Source organism: Sorangium sp. So ce204, assembly GCF_051526795.1.
In the GTDB taxonomy this organism is placed as follows: Bacteria; Myxococcota_A; Polyangia; order Polyangiales; family Polyangiaceae; genus Sorangium; species Sorangium cellulosum_B.
This window is the reverse complement of record NZ_CP150317.1, coordinates 436,966-458,004: the sequence shown is the minus strand read 5'-3', so window position 1 is coordinate 458,004 and position 21,039 is coordinate 436,966. Positions and strand designations below refer to the sequence as shown.

Genomic DNA, 21,039 nt, shown 5'->3' with positions numbered 1-21,039 from the left:
CGGATCCCCGCAGCGGCGCTACCTGCGTCTAGGCCGCGACAGCCTGGCCATCGCCTCGTCGTGGGCCCACTTGACGCGCATGAACTCGCCGGCGTCGCCGCCGCGATCGGGGTGCGTGACGAGCGCGAGCCGGCGGAACGCCTGGCGGATCTCGTCCGCGCTCGCGGCCTCCGCCAGGCCGAGCACCGCGAACGGCGACGCGCCACGCGCGGACGCAGGCCGCGACGGCGCGCGGCGCGACGGCCCGGGTGGCGGCGGCGGGGGCGCCTCCCGCCGCGCGCGCGGCTTGGGCCACGGGGGCTCGCCGCGCAGGACGCGCGTCCAGGCCGTCGCCCACGCCGGCGCGATCTCGACGAGCGGGCGCCCGGCCGCGCGCTCGGCCTGCGCCCGCGCCTCCTCGACGGTCCGCGCGCCGCCCTGGCTCGCGTCCGGAGGGCGGAACGGCTCGCGCGCCGGCTCGGCCGTCCACCAGGCGGCCCACAGGAAGCGGCGGCGGCGGGTCGGGGTCACCGCGTAGACGCCGCGGAGCGGGAGCGTCATCGGGGCCTGGCCTTCAGAAGATCTCGGGGCACCACGGGGCGCGCGCCGCGCGGAACAGGCTGTCCGCGCGCTCGATGGCGCCTCCGGAGAGCGCCTCGACCTGGCCCGCGTCGGCCATGCAACGGAACGAGACGCCGCCGAGGTACGCCGAGCCGAGCGCCGTGATGTCGAGGCGGAGGTCCGGCGCCGCCGTGGTCCGCATCGCGCGCCGCTCGCCCCCGTCGAGCTGGAACCGGCCCGCGTTCGAGGGGCAATCGCGGTCGGTGATCTCGAGCGTGAGCGCCTCGCCGCTGCCGTAGGCGCGCGCCGCGAGCGCGGCCTCGACGTCCACGATGCGCACCCACAGCCCGTCGCTCGCCGTGAGGCGCAGCCGCCGCGGCTCGACGAGGAGCATGCCGAGGGGATGATCGGGCGGCAGCAGGCTCGCCTCGATCCGCTGCGCCAGGTCGATGTCGAAGAGGTACCGCCAGACGAGCCTCGTCCCGAGCGGCGAGGCGCCGATCGCCTCGATGACGCGGACGGAGCCGATCGGGATCGAGGACGCGTCAAACCGGTGATGCACGCAGTACAGCGCGTAGGCCTCGGCGCGCCCGTCGACCTCGATCACGACGCGCTGGAGCGGGCCGCCCCCGTGGCGGATGAAGTCGTTGTCGCAGAGCCGCCGGCCCCGCCACCACGCCTCCGAGCGCGCCAGCATCCCGGGGACGAGCGGGCGGGCGCGCTCCCAGACCGGCGCGAACGCCTCGAGCGCCTCGGCCTCGCCGAGCAGCCGCGCCCGGCCCTCCGCGCTCGCCTCCCCGCGGAACGCGCTGCGATCGCGCTCGATCGAGATCGAGCACGCCTGCGACGCGAGGCCGTAGCCGAAGCGGCCGTAGATGGAGCCCTCCGTCGCCCAGAGAGCGGAGATCGGCTGCCCCGCGGCCCGCGCCTCGTCGAGGTGCCGCCGGATGAGGCGCGTGAGGATGCCGCGGCGGCGGTGCGTCGGCATGACCGCGACCGCCGTGAGCCCGGCGACCGGGAGGGCGCCGCCCGGCGTGGTCATCGTGAGCGAGAACGTGCCTGCGGCCCCGACGAGCGACTCGCCGTCATACGCGCCGAGCCGCAACGTGAGCTCCTGGAGCCGCTTCATCGCCTCCTGGCGCTCGGGGTTCACGAGCGCGCCGAAGGCGGTGAGGATCGGATGGGCGAACTCGTCGTACCGCTCGGTGCCCAGCTGCCGCAGCTCGATGGTCATCCGCCTACGATAGCAGCCGCGCCGGCGCCCTCGCGCGGCGTCCTACGCGCTCAGCTGCTCGCGCTCCCTCGCCGCCGCCCGCCGGATGCGCGTCTTCAGCCAGGCCTCGATGAGCGGCCACACCGTGAGCGGCGCGTCCCGGCCGACGACGATGTCGAGGTGGCCGCGCGGGAACGCGCGGTACGTCTTGTCCGAGGAGCGGCTGAAATCGTACGCGGGCTTCACCGACGCCGGCGGCGCGAGGTCGTCGTGCGTGCCCGCGATGACCAGGAGCGGCAGATCGAGCTGCTCGAAGCGCTCGGCGTAGCCGAAGAGGCTCCCCATGTGGTGGCCGCTCTTCCGGGACGCCGCCGCGTCCAGGAACATGTTCCGGAGCACCGTGATGCTGCCGCTGTCCATCGCCAGCGACATGTGCTGCGTGAGCACCCGCGTCTCCATCGAGCCGGGCACGAACCCCCGGATCGGCAGCGGAAAGATCGGGCTCTCGACGAACGCCCGCACGAACCGGAACGGCTCGCCCCACGCCGACAGCGGGAGCGCCCCCTGTCCGAGCGGGACGCGCCGGTCGACCGTCAGCATCAGCCGGCCGAGCAGCGCGAGCGACCGCGACCCGTGCGTGAACAGGTACGGGCTCCCGAGCGTGACGATCCCGCCTACCGCGTCCCCCATCGTCGGCGCCGTCGCGTAGCCGACGAGCCCCCCGAGCGAGTGGCCGATCAGGTACACGGGCCGCGGGCCCGAGATGCGCCGGATCTCCTCGATCGCCGCCGGCACGTCCTCGCGGACGAAATCGGTCACGTGGGCCGGCCGCCGCGCCCCGAGGTGCCGCGACCGGCCGTGCCCCCGCAGGTCCAGGTTGAAGACGTCGAAGCCCGCGCGCGCCAGGTAGTTCGAGAAGCTCCGCGACGGCAGGTGCCAGATGTACCGGTTCTGGCCGTACCCGTGGACCAGCAGCACGCTCGCCACCGTGCCCCGGAGCCGCGCGCTCCGCTTGCGGATCATCGCCAGCGGCACGTCCCGCTCCACCGACTCCGCGTCCTCCACCCCCGGCGCGCGCGCCCCCTCGATCCCGCGGCTCGCCGGCGGCGACTCGTGCGCGGTGCTGCGGACCCGCACCACCACGAGCTCCTTGATGAACCTGTCCCGCTCGTCGCGGTCGATCGTCTGCTCGACCTGGGCCTGATGCAGGATCATCCTTTCCGTCTATTGCGGATTATTTTGCTGTGTGCAACCTCGTTTGGTCCGCCAGCAATGCCGCCGCCGGGGGGCCCTGCCGCGCCAACAACGCACGGTCACCGACGGCGATCACGGGCAGGCGCGCTCTGGCGCGCGGTCGTGGAAAAAGCTCCGCCGTGGGCGGTCCGCGGGCGTCACACGGCGCTGCGTCTCGTGTACCCTCCCCTCGCTGGAGCCCGGTCCACCGGGGCGCGCGGAGAGCCCGATGCAGGCCTCGGCGCGCCCGTTCCGTGGGCGCGGAGCCCGGCCCTGAACTTACGCATCGCTAGGTGACCTACAATGTACCACGTGAAGATGGGTCGGCAGCTCGCGGTCGGGGTGCACGCAAGGGCCGCCGCGCTCGCCGCATTGCTCGGCGCCGTGTGCTTCTCGTCGAGCGCCGGCGCGCAGCCCAAGGACGACGCCGAAGGCAAGCTGGACGACTCCCCCGCCGCCGAGAAGCAGGCCACGGACGAGAAGGCGCAGGACGACAAGGCGCCTGGCGAGAAGGGCGAGCCGCAGGAAGCGCCGCCCGAGGCCGCGGATGAGAACGCCCCGTTCGAGCGGGAGGGCAAGACCTATCGGTTCGCCGGGCTCCGGTTCCGGAACCTCATCGTGCCGAAGGCGATGATCAACCTCTTCGCGGACGGCGGGTCGAGCGTGAACGTGTTCACCTTCGGCCCGGAGCTCTCGACGCGCAGGGATGGGCTCGAGATCGATCTGGCGATCTCCTACGCGGACTACTCGATGGATCCCTTCCTCTTCAAGGGGAAGAACGACGGCGACGACGCCTGGGAGATGGTGTCGAGCACCATGAAGCTCGTCTACTTCACGACCGATCTCCTCTACGAGATCCCGCTCGACAAGGAGAAGGGCCGCTTCTCCCTGCTGATCGGCGGCGGCGTCGGGCTCGGCGTCGTCTTCGGCGACCTCTACCGCGCGCAGGCGTACCCGAACAACCCGTCGCGCCTCGACCCCGACGACGTGGGCTCGTGGAGCAAGTGCCCCGGCCCGATCGGCGGCTTCTGCGACGGCTCCAACGAGCATTTCGGCGACTACGACGAGCCGAGCTGGATCAACGGAGGCTCCAAGCCGTCGGTGTTCCCGTGGATCTCGTTCCCGCAGCTCAGCTTCCGGTACAAGCCTATCAAGCAGCTCCAGACGCGGCTCGACGCCGGCTTCTCCATCACAGGGTTGTTCTTCGGGCTGTCCGCGGGATATGGCCTCTGATCGAGGGATGAGGTGACGTCGCGTCCGCTGTTTCCGCCGCGTTATGAGCCGATCGGGGCCCTCGGAAAGGGCGGTGGTGGCGAGGTGTGGGCGGTGCGAGACCGCCTCACCGGCAAGACGGCCGCGCTGAAGACGCTCGGCGAGGAGGCGGACGAGCCCGAGGTGCTCGCGCTCGTCCGCGAGGCGGCGGCGCTGTCGGGCGTCGAGGGCCTCGGCGTGCCGCGCGTGCTGCGCTTCGGCCGGCTGCCCGCGTCAGGGCGGCCCTTCATGGTGCGCGAGCTCGTCGAGGGGGCGAGCCTCGCCGATCTGCTCGCGCGCAAGCACGATCTGGCCAGGAACCTCGCGGCCATCGCCGACGCGGCCGATCAGCTGACGCGGCTGCACCGCGCGCTCCTGCTGCACGGCGACGTGAAGCCCGCGAACATCATCGTCGGCGAGGGCGGCCGCGCCACCCTCGTCGACCTCGGCCTCGCCGCGCCGTTCCGGGACGACGGCTCGCGGCCCGTGGGCCTCACGCCCCGCTACGCCGCGCCGGAGCTCTTCAAGGGCGACCCGCTCACCGTCCGCGCCGAGGTGTTCGCGCTCGGCGCGACGCTCGCCGAGGCCCTCCGCGACAGCGGGGGCGAGCGCGACCCGAAGGTCGTCGAGGCGCTCCAGGGGGTCGTCGACCGGGCGACCGCCAAGGACCCGAACGCGCGCTACCCGAGCGCCGACGAGCTCTCGAACGCGCTCCGGCGCGCGGCGCGGCTCCCCTCCGGGCCGGACGAGGAGGCCGCGAGGCCGGGTGAGGCGGGCGCGCGGCCCGACGCGGACGCGGGCGCCGTGGTCTGGCCCATCGTCGGGCTGGACGCGCCCTCCACGCGGCTGCTCGCGCAGATCATGGCGCTGCCCGCGGGCGGCGGGCTCTCGATCGAGGGCCCGCGCGCCTCCGGGCGGAGCGCGCTGCTCCGGCGCATCGCGTGGTCGCTCGAGGTCGGCGGCTACGCCGTCGCGTGGGTCGAGGCGGCCCGCGTGGCAGACCCGCGCGAGGCGCTCTCGATCGAGCTGTCGGAGCACGATCTCGGCCGGGTGACGGCGCTCGTCGACGACGCCGATCGGCTCGGCGACGCGGCGATCGAGCGGCTCGACGAGGTGCGGAAGGCCGGCGGCAAGCTCGTGCTCGTGCTCGGGGATCCATCGGAGAGCGGCGCGAACCGGGGGCCAGGCGCACCGCGCGGCGCGCGCGGTGCGCGCGGTGTGCCTGCTGACGACGCGCCTTCACCCGCGCGCCTGGGCCGCGGGTTCGAGCGCTTCGAGATGGCGCCGCTCGACGAGCAGGTCGCCCGCGAGCTCGTGCAGCGCACCATCCCGTCGCTGAGCGACGCGGTGGCGGCGCACGTCGTCTCGCGCGCGGGGCGGTGGCCCGGGCGCATCCGCGAGATCGTCGCGTGCATCGCGCGCGCGCCCGTCGCGTCGACCGAGGACGTCGATCGGCTGCTCGACGCGCCCCCGACGAGCGCGGTGGCGTCCGGGCCGGGCGGCGCGGGCGCCGAGGGGGCGGCGCTGCCGCCGGCGGAGATCCACCGGCTGCTCGACCGCGGCCACTTCGACGCGGCCGCGGAGGCGCTCGGGCGGCACGAGGGCGACGGCTCGGCCGCCGCGGTGCCCGCCTTGACGCTCGCGCGCGCGCGGCTCGCCATGAACCGCGGCGACACGGCGCGGGCGCTCGCCGAGCTCGGGCGCGTGAAGGACCAGGTCGAGGCCTCGGACGATCACGCGCTGGCGGCGTTCTGGTCGCTGCAGATGGCCCGCGCGCTCGTGCGCGCCGGCGACTACGGCGAGGCGGAGCGCCGCGCGGGCGAGGCCGTGGAGCGGGTGGGCCCGCTCAAGATCGAGGCGCAGCTGACCGGCGCGTCGCGCCCCGAGCTCGCGACGGCCGCCGCGTTCGGCGCCTCGCCCGAGGCGATCGTCGCCGAGGCGGTGGCGACGCGCGGGCTCGCGCAGAGCTTCGCCTCGCGGCACGAGGACGCGAAGCGCACGCTGGAGCACGCGGTCCGGCTCGCGCGGCTCACGGGAGAGCCGCGGATCCTGTCGGTCGCGCTCGTGTCGCTCGCCTTCGCGCTCCAGCGGGACGACCGCCTCAGCGAGGCGAAGGCGGTCTACGAGGAGGCGCTCACGGCCGCCGAGCAGGCCGGCGACGCGGGCACGCTCGCGACGACCCGCCTGAACCTCGCCGCGCTCACGAAGCTCCAGGGCGACCTCGGCGCGGCCATCCGCCACCTCGAGGCCGCCGTCGATCTGGGCCGGCGCTCCGGCCGCGTGGCGACGATCCGCCAGGCGCTCCTCAACCTCGCGAACCTCGACCTCTACCTCGGGCGCCTCGCGCGGGCCCGGGTGTCGCTCGACGCGCTCGCCGCCCAGCGCGCGGATCTCGCGCCGCAGCAGCAGGCGCAGCTGCTCGCGCTCGAGGCGGAGCACGCGGCGCGCTCGGGCGATCTCGAGCAGGCCGAGCGGCTCTGCCTCGAGTGCGCCGAGGCGTACGAGGCCATGGGCCGGCGCATCGACGGGGTCGAGGCGCGGCTCGAGCGCGTGCTCTTCGCGGTGGCGCGCGCCGGCGCGGATCCGCGCGCCCTCGGCGAGGAGATCGACGTGGCGTCGGAGCGCCTCGGGACGACCGGCGCCCACCGCGCCCTGCTCGCGCTCGCGCGCGGCCGCGTCGCGGCGGTCGCGCGCGACGAGTGGCGGGCCCGGGCGGCGTACGACGAGGCGCTCGACGCGGCGCGCGCCGCGGGCCAGCGCGACTGGATCTGGCGCGCGCTGGAGGCGCGGGCGCAGCTCGAGACGGAGCGGGGGCACCTCATCCGGGCGCGCCACGACCGCGAGGAGGCGCTGATCACGCTGGAGGAGATCGCCTCGAAGCTGCCGCGCGACCTCCGGGAGGTGTTCTGGAACGACTCCCGGCGCAAGGAGATCCGGGCGGCCGCGATGCTCGAGCTGATGAGCAGCCGCACGGTGCCGTTCACCCAGCAGAGCGCGACGGCTCAGGCGGGCGCGGCGCCCCCGCAGGGCGAGGACCGGCTGGCGCGGGTCCTCGAGATCAACCGCGAGATCGCCGGCGAGCACGATCTCACGCGCCTGCTGGCGAAGGTGACCGATCATGCGATCGCGCTCCTCCAGGCGGAGCGCGGGTTCATCATCCTGCAGCGGCCGCCGCGCGACGAGCTGCAGCAGGTCGCGGGCGAAGGCGCGGTCGATCTCTCGATCCACGCCTCGCGCGACCAGGCCGGGGACGACCCGCACGCGCGCTTCTCCAGCTCGATCGCCGAGCGGGTGATCTCCACGGGCGAGCCGGTCGTGACCGCGAGCGCGCGGGACGACGCGCGCATGAGCGATTACGTCTCGGTGCACCAGCTCATGCTGCAGTCGGTCGCGTGTGTGCCGATCCGGCAGCGGAGCGGGCAGGTGATCGGCGCGCTGTACCTGGAGACCCGGCTGAGCGCGGCGGCGAAGTTCGAGGTGGAGCTCCCGACGCTGAGCGCGCTGGCCGATCAGGTCGCGATCGCGATCGAGACGGCGCGCCTCGTGAGCGAGAACGAGCGCCGCGCCCGCGAGCTCGAGCGCGCGAACGAGGAGCTGCGCGCGGCGCGCGCCAAGCTGGAGGAGCTCCTCGGCCACCGCACCGCGCAGCTGGCCGCGACGCGGCGGGATCTGCGCTCGGCGCGCGCGGTGATCCGCGGCCATTTCGGCTACGAGGGCCTGGTCGGCACGAGCGAGGCGATGCGCCGCGTGTACGCGCTCATCGACCGGGTGAAGGACACGGACATCCCGATCCTGATCACGGGCGAGAGCGGGACGGGCAAGGAGGTCGTCGCGCGGACGATCCACAACGCGAGCCCGCGGGCGAAGAAGCCGTTCGTCGGCGTCAACTGCGGCGCGATCCCGGAGCACCTGCTGGAGAGCGAGCTCTTCGGGCACGTCCGCGGCGCGTTCACGGGCGCCGATCGCGACCGGAAGGGGCTCTTCCGGGAGGTGACCGGCGGCACCATCCTGCTCGACGAGATCGGGGAGATGCCGCAGAAGATGCAGGCGGGGCTCTTGCGTGTGCTGCAGGAGAAGGTCGTCCGTCCGGTCGGCGGCGCGCGGGAGGAGCCGGTCGACGCGCGGGTCATCGCGGCGACGCACCGGGATCTCGCCGACATGGTCTCGAGGGGCACGTTCCGCGAGGATCTCTATTACCGGCTGCACGTCGTCGAGGTGCGGGTGCCGTCGCTGCGCCAGCGGATCGAGGACATCCCGCTGCTCATCGACTACTTCCTCGGGATCTTCGCCGCGCGCTACGGCCGCGATCGCCGCAGCGTGTCCCGCGCCGCGCTGAAGCGGCTGTCGGCGTACACCTGGCCCGGGAACGTGCGGCAGCTCGAGAACGTGCTGCTCAACGCGTGGGTCCTGTCGGATCGCCCCGAGCTGGAGAGCGAGGACTTCGAGCTCCCCGACGCGGCGCCTCGGTCGCTGCGGGGCTCGCTCGACGGCGGCGCCGCGCCCCCGCCGCGGGCGCTCTCTGGCGGCGGGGCGCCCGCGAGCGCGGGCCGGGCTCCGCCGTCGAGCGACCCGCACCGCGTCGAGACGTCGCTGGATGCGCACAAGGCGAGCGAGCGGGAGCGGATCCTTGTCGCGCTCTCGAGCTGTAACTGGAACCGGGTGAAGGCGGCGCAGGTCGTGGGCCTGCCGCGCCGGACGTTCTACCGGCGCCTCAAGGAGTACGGGATCCAGTGACGCCGGGGCCGCGCTCGGCGTGGGGCGCGGGACCGGCAACGGCGCCGTCGGGCGCGTCGGGGACAAGCTCGCCCCGTGCGGGCCTGCTGGGGCAGCTGACCGAGCTGGTCCGGGTGGCGCTCGCCGCCGACGGCGTCGAGGCCGCGCGCGTGGCAAACGAGGCGCTCGGCAAGCTCTTGGCGGCACCCGAGCAGCCTTCCCGAGACACGGCCGATGTCGTTCGCCTTTCGACCGAGCGCGCCCGGCGGAGACGATGAGCGCCCGTGGTAGCGCACAGCTCACCGCGCTCGCGAGGCTGTTCGCTGCGGCGTAGGCTCAACGAGCTCAGTGTGAAACTCGTAAAACTCGCACACGAAGCCGGATCGCCTAGCGCCTACGACCTACCAAGGGAGCCGCAGATAACGGTGCATGAGATCCTGTGGGCGATGCACGCAGCGCTCGACAAGGGTGACGATATTGTACTCAAACATATGCACAAGCATGCTGTCGAGTACCTGAAAGCCAACAGCGACAGGAACTTCGACGGCGCAACGACGGACGTCGCGCAACGAGGCGAGTTCGCCTGTTGGCTTGTTCAGGCGCTCGGTCGCATCCACGAGCCGATCGACAGGCACCCGGTTCCCGATCCGGTGTTCGAGGTCGAGCCCCACGTGCGCATAGGGTGGGCGGTGCTCAGGGGCGCGCGTGTCTTCCCCGAGATATTCGACCTTGGGGACGATGGCGTGATGGACGCAATGGAGGGCGAGTTCGGCTCTGCTCCTGGCGATCTCCAGGACGCGAAGGAGCTCGCGATGCGCGCCCTGCGCGCCGTTGGTGTCCCCGCCAAGGTCGTTTGGAAAGGATCGCTCTCCCGATGCGCACCGTGCTGGCCGACATCCACGCGGGCAAGCTCGCCGCGCAGAAGGCCGGTAAGTACTACGACGTCGAGCCGGACGAGCTCGATCGGTACTACGCCGCGCGGGCGCAAGAGAAGCCAGCGCCGGAAGGCGACGAGTTCGAGGCCGCCATGCAGCGCGCCGATCAACACCGCCACCAGGGGAACAGCATGAGCGCGCCGCCCTTCGACGCACCGACCGGCGGGGACGAGCTCGCCGCCGCCACGCACGGCATGCCGCTGCCCGCCCCGGGCATCGGGAGCGACAGCCCTCCGGCCGAGGCACGAGCGGGAGCAGAGCGGGAGGCGCGGCCCTCGACACGCACGCGAGCCCCGAAGCGCAGCCGCACTGACGGCCCGCGGGGCGACGGGCGCCCGCGCGAGCTCTGCCGCCACGTCACGAGCTGAACGCCGACGTCACCGACGCGCCGGCCGGGCGCTCATCGACGCAGGGCCACGACGGCAACCGCCAGTGCGAGCCCGAGCGCATGCACGTGCGGATGCGGCGGCTCGATGACGGCCACGTCGGGGCTCGGGTCGGAGACGGTCATCTCGACGCCGTCGCGCGGATGGGTGGGACTCGCGGTGACGTTGGGGTTCGGCGGATTGACGATGATGCAGGCGACGCCGGGATCCGGCGGCTCGATGCTCGCGGTCACGCCGGGGTAGGGCGGATCGACGATCTCGGCATCCTGGGGCGGGAGGATCATGCGGCGAAGCTACCACGACGCAGCGCCGCTCCTCACCCTCGCCGCGAGCGGAGCGCCCGGGTCAGCGCGGCTGCAGGTCACGTCGCCCAGAGCACCGAGAGATCGAGCTCGATGGCCTGAAATGGCGCGACACGAACCCGCGCCGCCCCGCGGTGCGTCCCAACAGCGGCCCAGCCCCGATGCGGGACGAGCGAGTAGACCTCGAGCGTCCTCTCGATGGGGTCGACGAGCCACGCCGTCTGCACGCCCTCGCGCGCGTAGATCAGCATCTTGTCGTTCCGATCGACCTTCTCCGTGGACGGGCTCAGCACCTCGCAGACCCAGTCGGGCGAGAGGGAGAAGTAGGCCGTCTCAGGGAGCTCCGGCATCCGTTCGCGGCGCCAGCCAGCGACATCCGGAACGAGCACGTCGACCTCGCCGGGCGCCGCTGGGTCCGGGAAGTGCAGCTCGGGCTCGTTCAGGATCCACCACCCCCCAGGGCCGCCGCGGCCGCCTTGGAACGGGCCGCGGACCTCCCCGATCAGGCCAGAACTGGCGTTCGCGTGGCGCGGCGCTGGCCGCGGCATCACGTGCAGCACGCCCCCGATGAGCTCCGCCACCTTGTTCTGCGGGACGGCTTCCAGGTCGGCGTACGTCGCGCGGCGCTGCTTCTCGGCGGGCTGGCCCATGGCGGAAGCCTGCACGGGGGCGGGCAGCGGGGCAAGATGGCGACCGCCCGCCCAGGGCGAAGCCTCGGCGCGGTGTCAGGCCGAAAGGGCGCGCCCGAGCGACGCCCTCGCCGTGGCCAGCGCTCGGCACGTCGCTCCAGACGCGACGCGGTAGACGCATAGACCGCCCGCCGAAGGGGACGGCGAAGCTCTTCGCCTATCTCCTGCCGGCGGAGGTGCTCGCGCTCCTCGCGTCCGTGGAGATCGCGATCGGACGCCGCGTGCTGTACGCGCTCGCCGTCTACACGGGCCTGCGGAAGTCGAGCCTGATGGCGCTGAAGTGGAAGGACGTCGACATCACCCGCGCCATGCTCGCCGCCCTCATCACTAAGAACGGCGTGCCGCAGCTCTTCGAGATCCCCGCTGGTCTGGTCAACGTGCTGCGCGCCTGGCGCGCGCGGTGCGGCGCCCCGGCCGATGGCGAGCGCGTCGTGCAGGACGTCGAGTGCGGATCGAGCCCTTCCCCGACATCACCGGCGCGATCCCCGAGCTCGCGCCGGCGCCGGCGGATGGGCCGGGCGGCCCCTTGACGGAGGGGGGCGGGACGCCCGAAGGTGGACGCGCAGGACAGACCCACGGGCACCTAGCTGCCGTGATCGGCGGGCTCCGATCCTCGAAAAGACCCGGGAAATGCAGCACTTCGCACCCCCACAATCCGGATACGGGATCCAGTGATCCGGGGGCCGCGCGCGGGGCGGGGCGCGGCGGCGAAGCTGGCCGGCTACCTCGCCCAGAGGACCGAGAGATCGAGCTCGATGGCCTCGAAGGGCTCGACGCGGACGCGTGCGGCGTCGCGGTGGACGACAGCGGACCCCCAGCGACGATCCTGGCCGAGCACATAGACCTCGAGCGTCCGCGCGATCGGGTCGACGAGCCATGCGTGCCGCACGCCCTCGCGCGCGTAGATGGGCATCTTCTCGCCGCGGTCGACGTCCTCGGTCGACGGGCTCAAGACTTCGCAGACCCAGTCCGGGGCGAGCGCGAAATAGGCCGTCTCGGGCAGCTCGGGCATGCGCTCGCGGCGCCAGCCGGCGAGGTCGGGCACGAGCGCGTCGATCTCGCCCGGCGCGTCCGGCTCGGGGAAGTGCAGCTCCGGCTCGACCAAGATGGTCCAGCCGCCGGGCCCGCCGCGGCCGCGGTCGAACGGGCCGAAGAGCTCCCCCTGCAGCGCGCTCTCCGCCCTTGAATGCCGCGGCGCCGGCCGGGGGAACACATGCAGGGTGCCGCGGACGAGCTCCGCCACCTTGTTCGGTGGGACAGCTTCGAGGTCGGCGTACGTCGCGCGGCGCGGCTTCTCGGCGGGCTGGCCCATGGGCGAAGCCTGCCCGGGGGCGGATGGCGCGGCAAGGCGGCGAGACGTGCGGCGTCGACCCGCCACTAACCCCTGGAAACGTCGCACTTCACGGCGCATCATCCCGGCCACGGGATCCACGTGAGCGATCGTTCGAACCTCGCCGCCTCCATCGACGGCGCGCCCCTCGCCGACGAGGAAGCGCGCGATCTCTGGACGCGGTTCAGCCGGTACATGGATGAGCACCGCGGCGACACGGCGGGCTTCGCGCGGGAGAACGGCTACGTGAGCGTGACGCCGACCTTCGAGCGCGGGCGGGCGCTGCTCGTCGTCCGGACGACGGAGGCGCCGCCGGAGAAGCCGGCCCAGCGCCCCGGTGGAGAGAAGCCGGCCCAGCGCCCCGGTGGAGAGAAGCCGGCCCAGCGCCCAGGTGGAGAAAAGCCAGCGCCGCGCCGCGGAGGCAGCGGCAAGCCAGCGCGCGGCAGGCGGCGGCGCTGAGCGCCCACGGTACGGGCGCGAATCGCGAGCAGCCTCGATCCCGGCGGAGAGGCGCCCCGATCGGCCGGCGCCTCACCGCGGCTTGCCGGCCCCTCCGGGGAAGTCCTTGCGCTTGATCTTGGCGCGCCGGCCGTCGGGGTGGTGGAACACGATTCCCTCCGCGAGGTGGCCCGGGGCAAAGCGGCTCTCCAGGTGCTGGAACAGGCCGCGGAGGCCGTCATAGGTCCTCGGGACGTCATCGTAGACGGGAATCTCGAGGTTGAACGGCACGACCATGTGCCTGGCGAGCCCGAGCGGGTTGCCCTGAATGCTCGGTCCGAGCGCCTCGGCCGAGTGCTCGCCGTCCGGCCAGCCCTGGAACTCCGTCCCGCGAACCGCCTCGAAGATCCACCTGTCTTCCGGACCGTGCTCGTCGGCGTCGACGTACCAGCCGTCGATGATTCCCTGCTGCTTCTGGAGCTTGCTCGGGTTCCTGCGCTTCTCGACCCGGACCACGTGGCCCGAGCGAAGGGTCAACCGCACGTTCGTACCGTCGAGCTTCTCGGTGGGACGGCCCTCGCCCGCGAAGACCCACTCGCACCCCTCCCGCGGCTTCGGGAGCACCTTGAAGTCGTCGCCGCGATCGAAAATCGTCGGAATCTTCTCCATGACCTGAATGCCCTTTCGTACCTGGCCGAGCAGCTCGTCAGGGGTGATGACGCCCCCAGCGAGCCCGCTCGCCAGGGCACGCACCAGCTCCGCGACGGAGGTGCTCGCCTCGAGCGCGACGCGCTTCAGCGCCATCCGCTCCTCCGGCGAGATCCACGCGACGAGGCGTGACCAGCCTTCGGGCGGGACCCATGTCGCGAGCTGCTGCGGATCCTTCCTCGGTCTGCCGCGCGGGCGGCCTGGCGCTGTCACGAGCTTCAAGGTAGCCCGATTTTCTATTGTGTCAATTGGCAAAACAAGAATTGGAGCGAGGCGGGAGAGGCAGGAGCAGGTAAGACGTCGCGCGCTGCCCTCGTGTCGAGCGCTGCCCTCGTGGAGATCGGGAGCCAGGGCGGGCGCCGCGAAGGCGCGCGTGGACGCGCGCCTCGGGACATCGGGGCTCGGTGCGCGGCGACGCCCTGGCCCTGCAACAGGGCTGCTGGTCTGCCGCCGCGGGTTCAGTCGAGGAGGGTCCAGGTGGCCTTGGCGGTGCAGCCGTAAGCGTCGAGCGCGCCGGGGTGCGTGAGGGGGACGAGCTTGGTCTGGCCCTTGGCGAGCGGCCCGGTGACCGAGCGGGTGGTGGGCCCCGGATCGCCGTAGTAGTGCGTGACGGTGAAGGTGATCTTCGCCGAGTCCGGAACGCCGAGGAGCGAGGTGTTCTTGATCGCGGCGTTCGGGTTGAAGATGCTGGGATAGGTGATCGAGCAGGAGAGGTTCACGGTCTTCGTGACCGGGCCGCCGCCGCCGTCGTCGCCGCCAGGACCGATGATCGCCTCTGCGCCCTCGCCCACGACCTCGGCGGCGTCGCTGGCGCCCTCATCGACGCTGTCGCCCTCGAGCGGCTCGGCGATGCAGCCGACGAGCGAGAAGGACGAGATGAGCGAGCAGAGGAGCAGGTTCTTGATGTTCATGGTGGTGTGTCCTTTGGTCGGGTGTTCGCGCTCGCGAGATCGCGTGTCGACGGCCTCTTGGCGAGCTCGAGCTCGCCTCGGCGTCCCTCGTCGCTGTCTCGCGGCGTCGCATCCGGATAGAGCAACCGGCGGGCCAGATCGTCGGAGCGCTTCCGGCCGCCGCCCGGCGCCCCAGCACCCGCGGGGAAGACAGCCTATCTCGGGGTTTTCGCGCTCCACCGCGCCGCGCCGGCGGGCGCCCGCGCGGCGCGGTGGAGGTCAGCGCCCCCACGCCGACGGCGCGGGCCTCCACCAGGTGTCGTCTCAGGTGCTCTCTGGCCCGGAAGATCGCGGCAGGCCCAGACGCGATCCGCGCCGCCTCGGGGGCCGGTGCTCCCCCTCACGCCCCGCGATCGAACGCTCAGCGCCGGCGCCGTCGCGACGCCAGCGCGCCGAGCACGCCGAGGAGCATGACGCCGCCGAGATCGGCCGATCGGCTGGTCGTCGAGCAGGAGCACCCGGCGTCGCTGCCAGACTCCTCTTCGCCGCTCTTCGGCGTGTCGCCCGGATCGGCGCCGCCCGCGCCGCCCACCCCGCCGCTCGAGGCGACCGACGAGCTCACTGTCGCGCCCACGGTCGATCCGCCGCCGGCCGAGGAGGAGGAGGAGGAGGAGGAGGTCGACACGCTGCTGCCGTCCGCTCCGCCATCACCCCCGCTGCCGCCGGCGCCGCCGGCGCCGCTGCCGCCGCCATCCAGGCCAACGCACTCGGTCGAGCACTCGGTCGAGCATTCCCCGCAGATGCACTCGAGGATGCGGATATACATGCCGGCCCCCTGGGCATGGTCATTCATGCATTGATCGACGCACGCGTCGTCCTCGCACGCGTTGACACAGCCGATGAATCTCCGGCACGCGTCCGACGCGCCGCACGCGTCATAGGGCGCCCTGCAGGTGTCCGCGAGCGAATCGTTCGAGCAGCTATCGCAGCTGCTGGCTCCGCCGGTGGCAGCGCTCGAGGCGCTCGCGGCCGTGGTCCCGCCGATGGGATACAGCGCGCACACGCCGTCGATGTCGTCCTGCTCGATGGTGCGCATCGACGAGCCCACGACATAGTAAGGGGTCATCGTCGCGGTCCGCTCGCCGGAGTGGCCGAGGCCCAGGAAATGCCCCTCTTCGTGCGTGGCGATCGACTGCGTGTCGACACAGCCGTTGTTGCCGGTGTCGTTCCAGCAAAACCCGACGTCGTTGAAGACCATGTCGGCGTCCACGATGGCGCCGTCGCGGCTCCAGACCGGCATCGTGACGCCGATGACCGAGTTGACGTCGCCGAGCATGTTCGGCCAGGAGGAGCTGATCCACTGAAACACGTTCTTGCCGTCGTTGTAGTTGTAACGATCGGTGGTGTCGCCGAGGAAGTCGACCTGCCACGCCGTACACCCCGCGTTCGACCACGCCTCGAACCCGGTCTCGACACGGTCGACGGCGAAGGCGGAGATCTCGCCCGGGATCGTCGAGCGGTTGATGTAGTAGGTGACGGGCAGCTTGCCCCAGCGGGGGACCACGTCATCGAGCGGCGTCCACGCGGCGGCCTCACGGGCCACGGCGAGGGACGAGGCGGCGCCGAGCAGGGCGGCGAGGGCGACGCGGCGCCTCACCTCACTTCCCTCCCGCGATGCGCACGACGTCCGTCATGAGGCTCTCGATGGGCTCGACCTCCTCGACGGGCGCCTCGATGGGCACGAGCGCGGCTCCGGTCCGCCGGACGAGGTGCAGCCCATCGAGGATGCGCCGCGCCATGCCCCTCTTGTCCACGTGATAGGCCGACAGCGCCAGCGCCGTGAGGTGCCACCGCCCCTTGTCGCCCGAGCGCAGGAAGACCACCGCGTCCTCGCCAGGCGAGAGCCTGGCGTCGCCGAGCAGCCGCTGTGTCTTGCCGTTGTAGGTCCCGCCCATCTGCTCCAGCACAATCATCTTCGAGCCCCCCTTGTCCGCCGCGCCGCCCTTGAGCGGCTGGGTGATCGTGAGCTCGGTGCGGGTCACGATCGATTTTCCGTCATCGGATTCCGTCGTGTACGATCGGCCGACGATCACGCGCGCGATCGTCGCCGACTGGCGCACGAGCTCCTCCCGCGAGAGCAGGACGGCCGTCGTCGCGTCCGCAGGCGCACCGATGCCTAGCAGAGCGAGCGCGGCGGACAGGGCGAGCACTGCTTTCAAGCCTCTCTTCATGTAGATGACTCCTTAAGACATTCATTTCTATCCCGAAGCGCACGCGCCGGCCAACCAGGAAACAGCGCTGCAACGTGCTCGCGATGCCGTGGAGTTGCCCGTCTGTCGTGACGGCGGATCATCCCACCGCGGCGCGATGCCATGCCGACATGTACGGAAGCGGGCATTACGAGCCGCGCCGTGGTGCGCCTGGATTTGTGCCGTACACGTAGACGGCGCACTCCGGAGCTCTCGGGGAGGAGATACCCCTTATCGGGTCATCCCGGCTCTCGGCAGCATCGGTCGGAGTCAGGATGGTTGTCCGTCGATCGGGTCGACTCGCCATCAGCGCCATCGACGGCTGTCCTCGCTCGCCGGGAGCGGCGCGCGGGTCCCCGGCGCGGCGCCGCGCCGCCCTCGGAGGCCCAGGCGCGCGGAGGCCCAGGCGCGCGGAGGCTCGCCCGGGCGCCCTCCGCGCCCCGCGCGGCTCAGGGCCTCTCTCAGTCGAACCGCTTCAGGCCGTTCGGCGCCCTGGAGTCGCGCTTCGCGAAGGCCTCGTCCCGGGCCACGACGCGGCCGGCGAGGACCGCCTCCGCGAGCCCGCGGCACTCGGCGCTGGTCGCGCGATCGGCCCGCGCGAGCGCCTGCTCCGCCGCGGCGCGCGCCTCGGCCGCGCGGCCCGCGAGCGCGTGCGTCCGGGCGATCTCGGCGAGGGTCGCCGAGAGCTCCGCGGCGTTGCCCGACACGTCCAGGAGCCGCTTCGCGCCGAGGTAGAGCGACAGCGCCCCGGCGAGATCCCCCTGGATGCGCGCCAGGTCGCCCCGCGCCCGCAGCACGCCGGCCTGACCCGCGCCGTCCTCGAGCACCTCGAACAGGGCGAGCGCCTGCTCGTAGTCCGAGAGCGCCTCCTCCAGGTCCGACGCGTCGGCCGCCGCGACGCCCACGAGCTCGGCCACCAGCTCGAACTGCTTGCGGCGGAGATCACCCCGCACCTTGAGCGTCGCGGCCTGCCCGCGGCGCTCGAAGCCCGTGCGGAACAGCGCGAGCGCCCGGTCGTAGTCGCGCACCGCGTCCACGAGGTCCTCCTGCACGGAGCGCAGATCGCCCCGCGCCTTCAGCACCGCGGCCTGGCCCAGGACGTCGCGCGTCGCCGTGAACAGCTCGAGCCCGTGGTCGTAGTCCTTCTCGGCGCCCGCCAGATCCCCCTGCCGCACCCGGAGATCGCCGCGCGCCTTGAGCGCGCCGGCCTGCCCGAGGTGGTCCTCGGTCGCCTGGTAGAGCGTGAGCGCCCAGTCGTAGTCGCGCGCGGCGCCCGTCACGTTGTCCTGGCCGAACCGCATGTCGCCCCGCGCCTTCAGCACGCTGGCCTGCCCGCTCCGATCCCCCGTGTCCTGGAACAGCGCGAGCGCGGTGCTGTAGTCGCGCGCCGCGCCCGCCAGGTTGCGGAGCCGGACCCGCAGATCGCCGCGCGCCTTGAGCGCCCGCCCGTGCGCGGCGCCGTGAGGGCGGGCGCGCGGCGGCTCCGAGGGGCCCGAGACGTCCGCGTCGGCGCCCGCCCCGCGCGACCCGGCCCGGGGCTTGAGCGGCTCGCGATCGCCGAGCTGCAGGAAGAGCTGGATCGCCAGGTCGTAGTCGCACACAGCGCCGCCGAGATCACCCTCCTCGGCGCGCGCGAAGCCCCGCGCCCTCAGCGCGTCGCCCTCCGCCGCGCGATCGCCCGCGGCCTGGAACAGCGTGAGCGCCTCGTCGTAGTCGCGCACCGCCTGCACGGGCACGCCCTCCCGCAGGCGCAGCGCGCCCCGATCCATGAACACCTGGGCCTGCCCGAGCACGTCGCCCGTCGCCCGGAAGAGCGCGAGCGCCTCGTCGTAGTCGCGCGCGGCGCCCACGTAGTCGTTCCGCCGGAGGAGCAGGTTGCCGCGCTCCCGCAGCGCGTGGCCGCGCGCCTCCGGCGGGGTGCTGTTGAGGCTCGGAGGCGCCGCGCTCGAACGGGGCCCCCTCACCACCCCCTCGCCGAGCACCTCGGCCAGCGATCCGCTCCGCGGGGTGCAGCGATCCGTCACGCTGTCGAACGAGCGCTGCGTGGGAGGATCGCCGTCCACTCCCCTCAGCTCGGACTGGACTTCGGGAAGGCGACGCATGCCAGGCGGAACAGCATACCGCGCCGGCGCCCCGCTCGTGGAGACATTGTCGCTCACGCAACCGGGCGCGGGCCCGTGGGCTTCGCCCCGCACACCCCGGCCGTGGAACGCCGCTGGCGGTCGATCCTCAGAGGCCCTTGCGCGAGACCAGCACCGCGTCCCGCTCGACCTCGTACATCGCGTGGGTCACGAGCGCCGCAGCCGTGCGCTCGCGCACATGCACGACCCGCAGCTCGGCGTAGGTCTCGTCCGGCAGCAGCTCCTCGTCGACGCCGAACTTCGGCTCGTCGACCTGCGCCGGACGCTCGTCCTGCACCCGCGGCCGGACCGTGGCCAGCCTGCCCGCGCTCCCGAGCTGCTGCAGCCAGCGGTCGCCCCGCCGGACCGCGAAGAAGCGCTGCCCCGGCTTCACGCCGTCCTTCTCGCCCTTGTCGATGAACACCACCTGGTGCTGCCCGACGAGCTGATAGGGGTAGACGGCCGCGAGGATCTTCGCCTCGAGATCCGCCTCGGCGCCCACCGGCGGCACCACGTCGAGGCGCCGCAGCACCGCGCCGACCCTGTCCGTGCGCTCGACGACGTCGAGCGACTCGATGAGCCGCGCGCGCACCATGTGCGTCTTCGGGTTGTAACGATCCACGCGCGCCGTGCCGCGCACCGTCACGAGCTCGCCCTTCACGTCCCCGCTCTTCACCTTCTTGATCTCGCGGAAGATCGTCAGCTCCTGGCCGATCGAGACCTCGTGATCGTCCGAGAGGCGGAGGTAGACGTCGTCGCCCTCGCTGAGGAGCATCTGGTCGTCGGGGCTCGCGACGAGCTCCCCCCACGTGTCCTTCTTCACGTCGTCGACCCAGCCGAGCTCGCGCAGGAAGATCGTCTTCGACGGCACCCTCCCCCCTCGACTCAGCTGGTTCGCGCCGAACCCGATGCTGCCGCGGGTCGGGCCCTCGCTCGGGTCGCGGAGCCGGATCCGGTCGCCCGGGTAGATCCAGTGCGGGTTCTGGAGCTGCGGGTTCAGCGCCCAGACCTGCGGCCACGCATACGGGTTCGTGTAGTACCTGCCCGAGATGTCCCAGAGCGTGTCGCCGCGCCGCACCGAGTGCGACTCGGGAACGAACTGCCCCTCGACGACGTAGCTGCCGTTCGCGCCGCCCTTCACCGAGGCGGGGCCCTCGCTGCGGCGGCCCAGATCGAAGCCGTCCGACGGGCGGGACGTGTCCGTCGTGCCCCGCGAGCTCGAGGGCAGGTGGGCGTTCGGATCGAACCCCGGCTGCGGGTAACCCGGCACCACGACCTGCGTCTCGACGGTCGGCTCGCCCCTCGGGAGCTGGACCACGGTGACGCCCGGCCCCGGGCCGGCGCCCTCCTCGCCGCCCTGGTCCTGAGCGCGCGCCAGCGGCGGCGCGGCGACGATCGCCAGGGAGACCAGGACCAGCGTTGCCTTCGCGGGGAACTTCATCGCTTGCGCCTCGACAGGGTGGAGGGGGGCGGGCTCGGCGGCGGCGGCCCGCCCGGGGGCTCTTCGATCACGGCGCCGTTCGCTGTCGAGCGGAGCACCGGCGGCCGCGCGCCGTCGTCCTCCGGCGCGAGCCGCACCACCTCGAGGTCGGGCCTGTCCGGCTCCTCCGGGAGCACGGCGCGCGCCCCGGCCTCGTCAGGGCGCGCCGCGCCGCGGGCGCCGCCCCGCGAGCGCTCCAGCGAGCCCACACGATCCGCGAGCACCGCGTTCTCCGCGCGCACCCTGACGAGCTCCGCGCGCAGCTCGGAGAGCTGTCGTTCGACCGCGTCGTGCCCTCCGCCGCAACCGACGTTGAGCGCGGCGAGCGCGAGCGCCGTCGAGCCGATGCCCAGGCCAATCCTCATGGGACGCCCAGCCTACCCGCCGCCGCGCCGGCCGGCCAAACGCGCGGCGATCTCCGCGCCCCGCGGCGGGGCGCCGCGCCCCCGACGGGGCAACGCGCCGCGCGCGCCGCGCCGGAACAACCGCGCGCGACCCGAGGTGGGCGGCGCGACGTCACGCGTTACGGAGCGCGCGCAGTTCTGCTAGGGTCCCAGCCCGA

The 21,039-nt window shown here is 73.1% G+C and carries 19 protein-coding genes; 5 read left to right on the top strand and 14 right to left on the bottom strand.

The window, feature by feature from the left end; translation table 11 throughout:
• Positions 1-18: 18 nt before the first annotated feature.
• Genes WMF22_RS01715 through WMF22_RS01705 form a run of 3 tightly spaced genes read right to left on the bottom strand, consistent with a single transcriptional unit; the run spans position 19 to position 2,968 of the window.
• A complete protein-coding gene (locus WMF22_RS01715) occupies positions 19-540 on the bottom strand; it encodes a J domain-containing protein (RefSeq protein WP_438034636.1) in 522 nt (173 codons plus the stop codon).
• A gap of 13 nt (positions 541-553) precedes the next feature.
• Positions 554-1,774, bottom strand: a complete 1,221-nt coding sequence (locus WMF22_RS01710; RefSeq protein WP_438034635.1) for a GNAT family N-acetyltransferase — start codon at positions 1,772-1,774, stop codon at positions 554-556.
• Between the two features lie 42 nt (positions 1,775-1,816).
• Positions 1,817-2,968, bottom strand: a complete 1,152-nt coding sequence (locus tag WMF22_RS01705; protein WP_438034634.1) for an alpha/beta fold hydrolase — start codon at positions 2,966-2,968, stop codon at positions 1,817-1,819.
• A 336-nt stretch (positions 2,969-3,304) separates the two neighbouring features.
• On the opposite strand from WMF22_RS01705, the gene WMF22_RS01700 reads away from it, so the two are divergent.
• Complete coding sequence (locus WMF22_RS01700) at positions 3,305-4,219, top strand: hypothetical protein (RefSeq protein ID WP_438037228.1); 915 nt, start codon at positions 3,305-3,307, stop codon at positions 4,217-4,219.
• Between the two features lie 12 nt (positions 4,220-4,231).
• On the top strand, positions 4,232-8,971 hold the full coding sequence (locus WMF22_RS01695) for a sigma 54-interacting transcriptional regulator (protein WP_438034633.1): 4,740 nt from the start codon (positions 4,232-4,234) through the stop codon (positions 8,969-8,971).
• Between the two features lie 380 nt (positions 8,972-9,351).
• On the opposite strand, the gene WMF22_RS01690 is transcribed toward WMF22_RS01695, so the two are convergent.
• The gene (locus WMF22_RS01690) at positions 9,352-9,621 is read right to left on the bottom strand and encodes a hypothetical protein (RefSeq protein WP_437297395.1); all 270 of its coding nucleotides are present in this window, start codon (positions 9,619-9,621) and stop codon (positions 9,352-9,354) included.
• A gap of 203 nt (positions 9,622-9,824) precedes the next feature.
• On the opposite strand from WMF22_RS01690, the gene WMF22_RS01685 reads away from it, so the two are divergent.
• The gene (locus WMF22_RS01685; protein WP_437297394.1) at positions 9,825-10,253 is read left to right on the top strand and encodes a hypothetical protein; all 429 of its coding nucleotides are present in this window, start codon (positions 9,825-9,827) and stop codon (positions 10,251-10,253) included.
• 32 nt (positions 10,254-10,285) lie between these two features.
• On the opposite strand, the gene WMF22_RS01680 is transcribed toward WMF22_RS01685, so the two are convergent.
• Entirely contained in the window at positions 10,286-10,555 is a 270-nt protein-coding gene (locus tag WMF22_RS01680; protein ID WP_437297393.1) for a hypothetical protein, read from the bottom strand.
• Between the two features lie 77 nt (positions 10,556-10,632).
• Complete coding sequence (locus WMF22_RS01675) at positions 10,633-11,223, bottom strand: Uma2 family endonuclease (RefSeq protein ID WP_437297392.1); 591 nt, start codon at positions 11,221-11,223, stop codon at positions 10,633-10,635.
• Between the two features lie 158 nt (positions 11,224-11,381).
• Between WMF22_RS01675 and WMF22_RS01670 the strand changes: the two genes are divergently transcribed.
• Positions 11,382-11,792, top strand: coding sequence for a tyrosine-type recombinase/integrase (locus WMF22_RS01670; RefSeq protein WP_438037227.1), 411 nt, complete (start codon positions 11,382-11,384; stop codon positions 11,790-11,792).
• A gap of 191 nt (positions 11,793-11,983) precedes the next feature.
• Here the strand turns inward: WMF22_RS01670 and WMF22_RS01665 are convergent, their stop codons facing one another.
• On the bottom strand, positions 11,984-12,574 hold the full coding sequence (locus WMF22_RS01665) for a Uma2 family endonuclease (RefSeq protein WP_437297391.1): 591 nt from the start codon (positions 12,572-12,574) through the stop codon (positions 11,984-11,986).
• A gap of 120 nt (positions 12,575-12,694) precedes the next feature.
• Between WMF22_RS01665 and WMF22_RS01660 the strand changes: the two genes are divergently transcribed.
• The gene (locus WMF22_RS01660; RefSeq protein WP_438034632.1) at positions 12,695-13,051 is read left to right on the top strand and encodes a hypothetical protein; all 357 of its coding nucleotides are present in this window, start codon (positions 12,695-12,697) and stop codon (positions 13,049-13,051) included.
• Positions 13,052-13,123: 72 nt separating this feature from the next.
• On the opposite strand, the gene WMF22_RS01655 is transcribed toward WMF22_RS01660, so the two are convergent.
• From WMF22_RS01655 to WMF22_RS01625, 7 genes are all read right to left on the bottom strand, one after another.
• Positions 13,124-13,951: a hypothetical protein gene (locus WMF22_RS01655; protein ID WP_437301519.1), complete on the bottom strand. Its 828-nt coding sequence runs from the start codon at positions 13,949-13,951 to the stop codon at positions 13,124-13,126.
• A 245-nt stretch (positions 13,952-14,196) separates the two neighbouring features.
• On the bottom strand, positions 14,197-14,649 hold the full coding sequence (locus WMF22_RS01650) for a hypothetical protein (protein ID WP_437297389.1): 453 nt from the start codon (positions 14,647-14,649) through the stop codon (positions 14,197-14,199).
• Between the two features lie 400 nt (positions 14,650-15,049).
• Entirely contained in the window at positions 15,050-16,285 is a 1,236-nt protein-coding gene (locus WMF22_RS01645; RefSeq protein WP_438034631.1) for a matrixin family metalloprotease, read from the bottom strand.
• Position 16,286: 1 nt separating this feature from the next.
• Positions 16,287-16,859: a hypothetical protein gene (locus WMF22_RS01640; RefSeq protein ID WP_438034630.1), complete on the bottom strand. Its 573-nt coding sequence runs from the start codon at positions 16,857-16,859 to the stop codon at positions 16,287-16,289.
• A 479-nt stretch (positions 16,860-17,338) separates the two neighbouring features.
• The gene (locus WMF22_RS01635; protein ID WP_438034629.1) at positions 17,339-18,979 is read right to left on the bottom strand and encodes a tetratricopeptide repeat protein; all 1,641 of its coding nucleotides are present in this window, start codon (positions 18,977-18,979) and stop codon (positions 17,339-17,341) included.
• Positions 18,980-19,106: 127 nt separating this feature from the next.
• Entirely contained in the window at positions 19,107-20,438 is a 1,332-nt protein-coding gene (locus WMF22_RS01630) for a LysM peptidoglycan-binding domain-containing protein (protein ID WP_438034628.1), read from the bottom strand.
• Positions 20,435-20,842, bottom strand: a complete 408-nt coding sequence (locus tag WMF22_RS01625; protein WP_438034627.1) for a hypothetical protein — start codon at positions 20,840-20,842, stop codon at positions 20,435-20,437. The genes WMF22_RS01630 and WMF22_RS01625 overlap by 4 nt, the downstream gene beginning before the upstream one ends.
• Positions 20,843-21,039 lie beyond the last annotated feature (197 nt).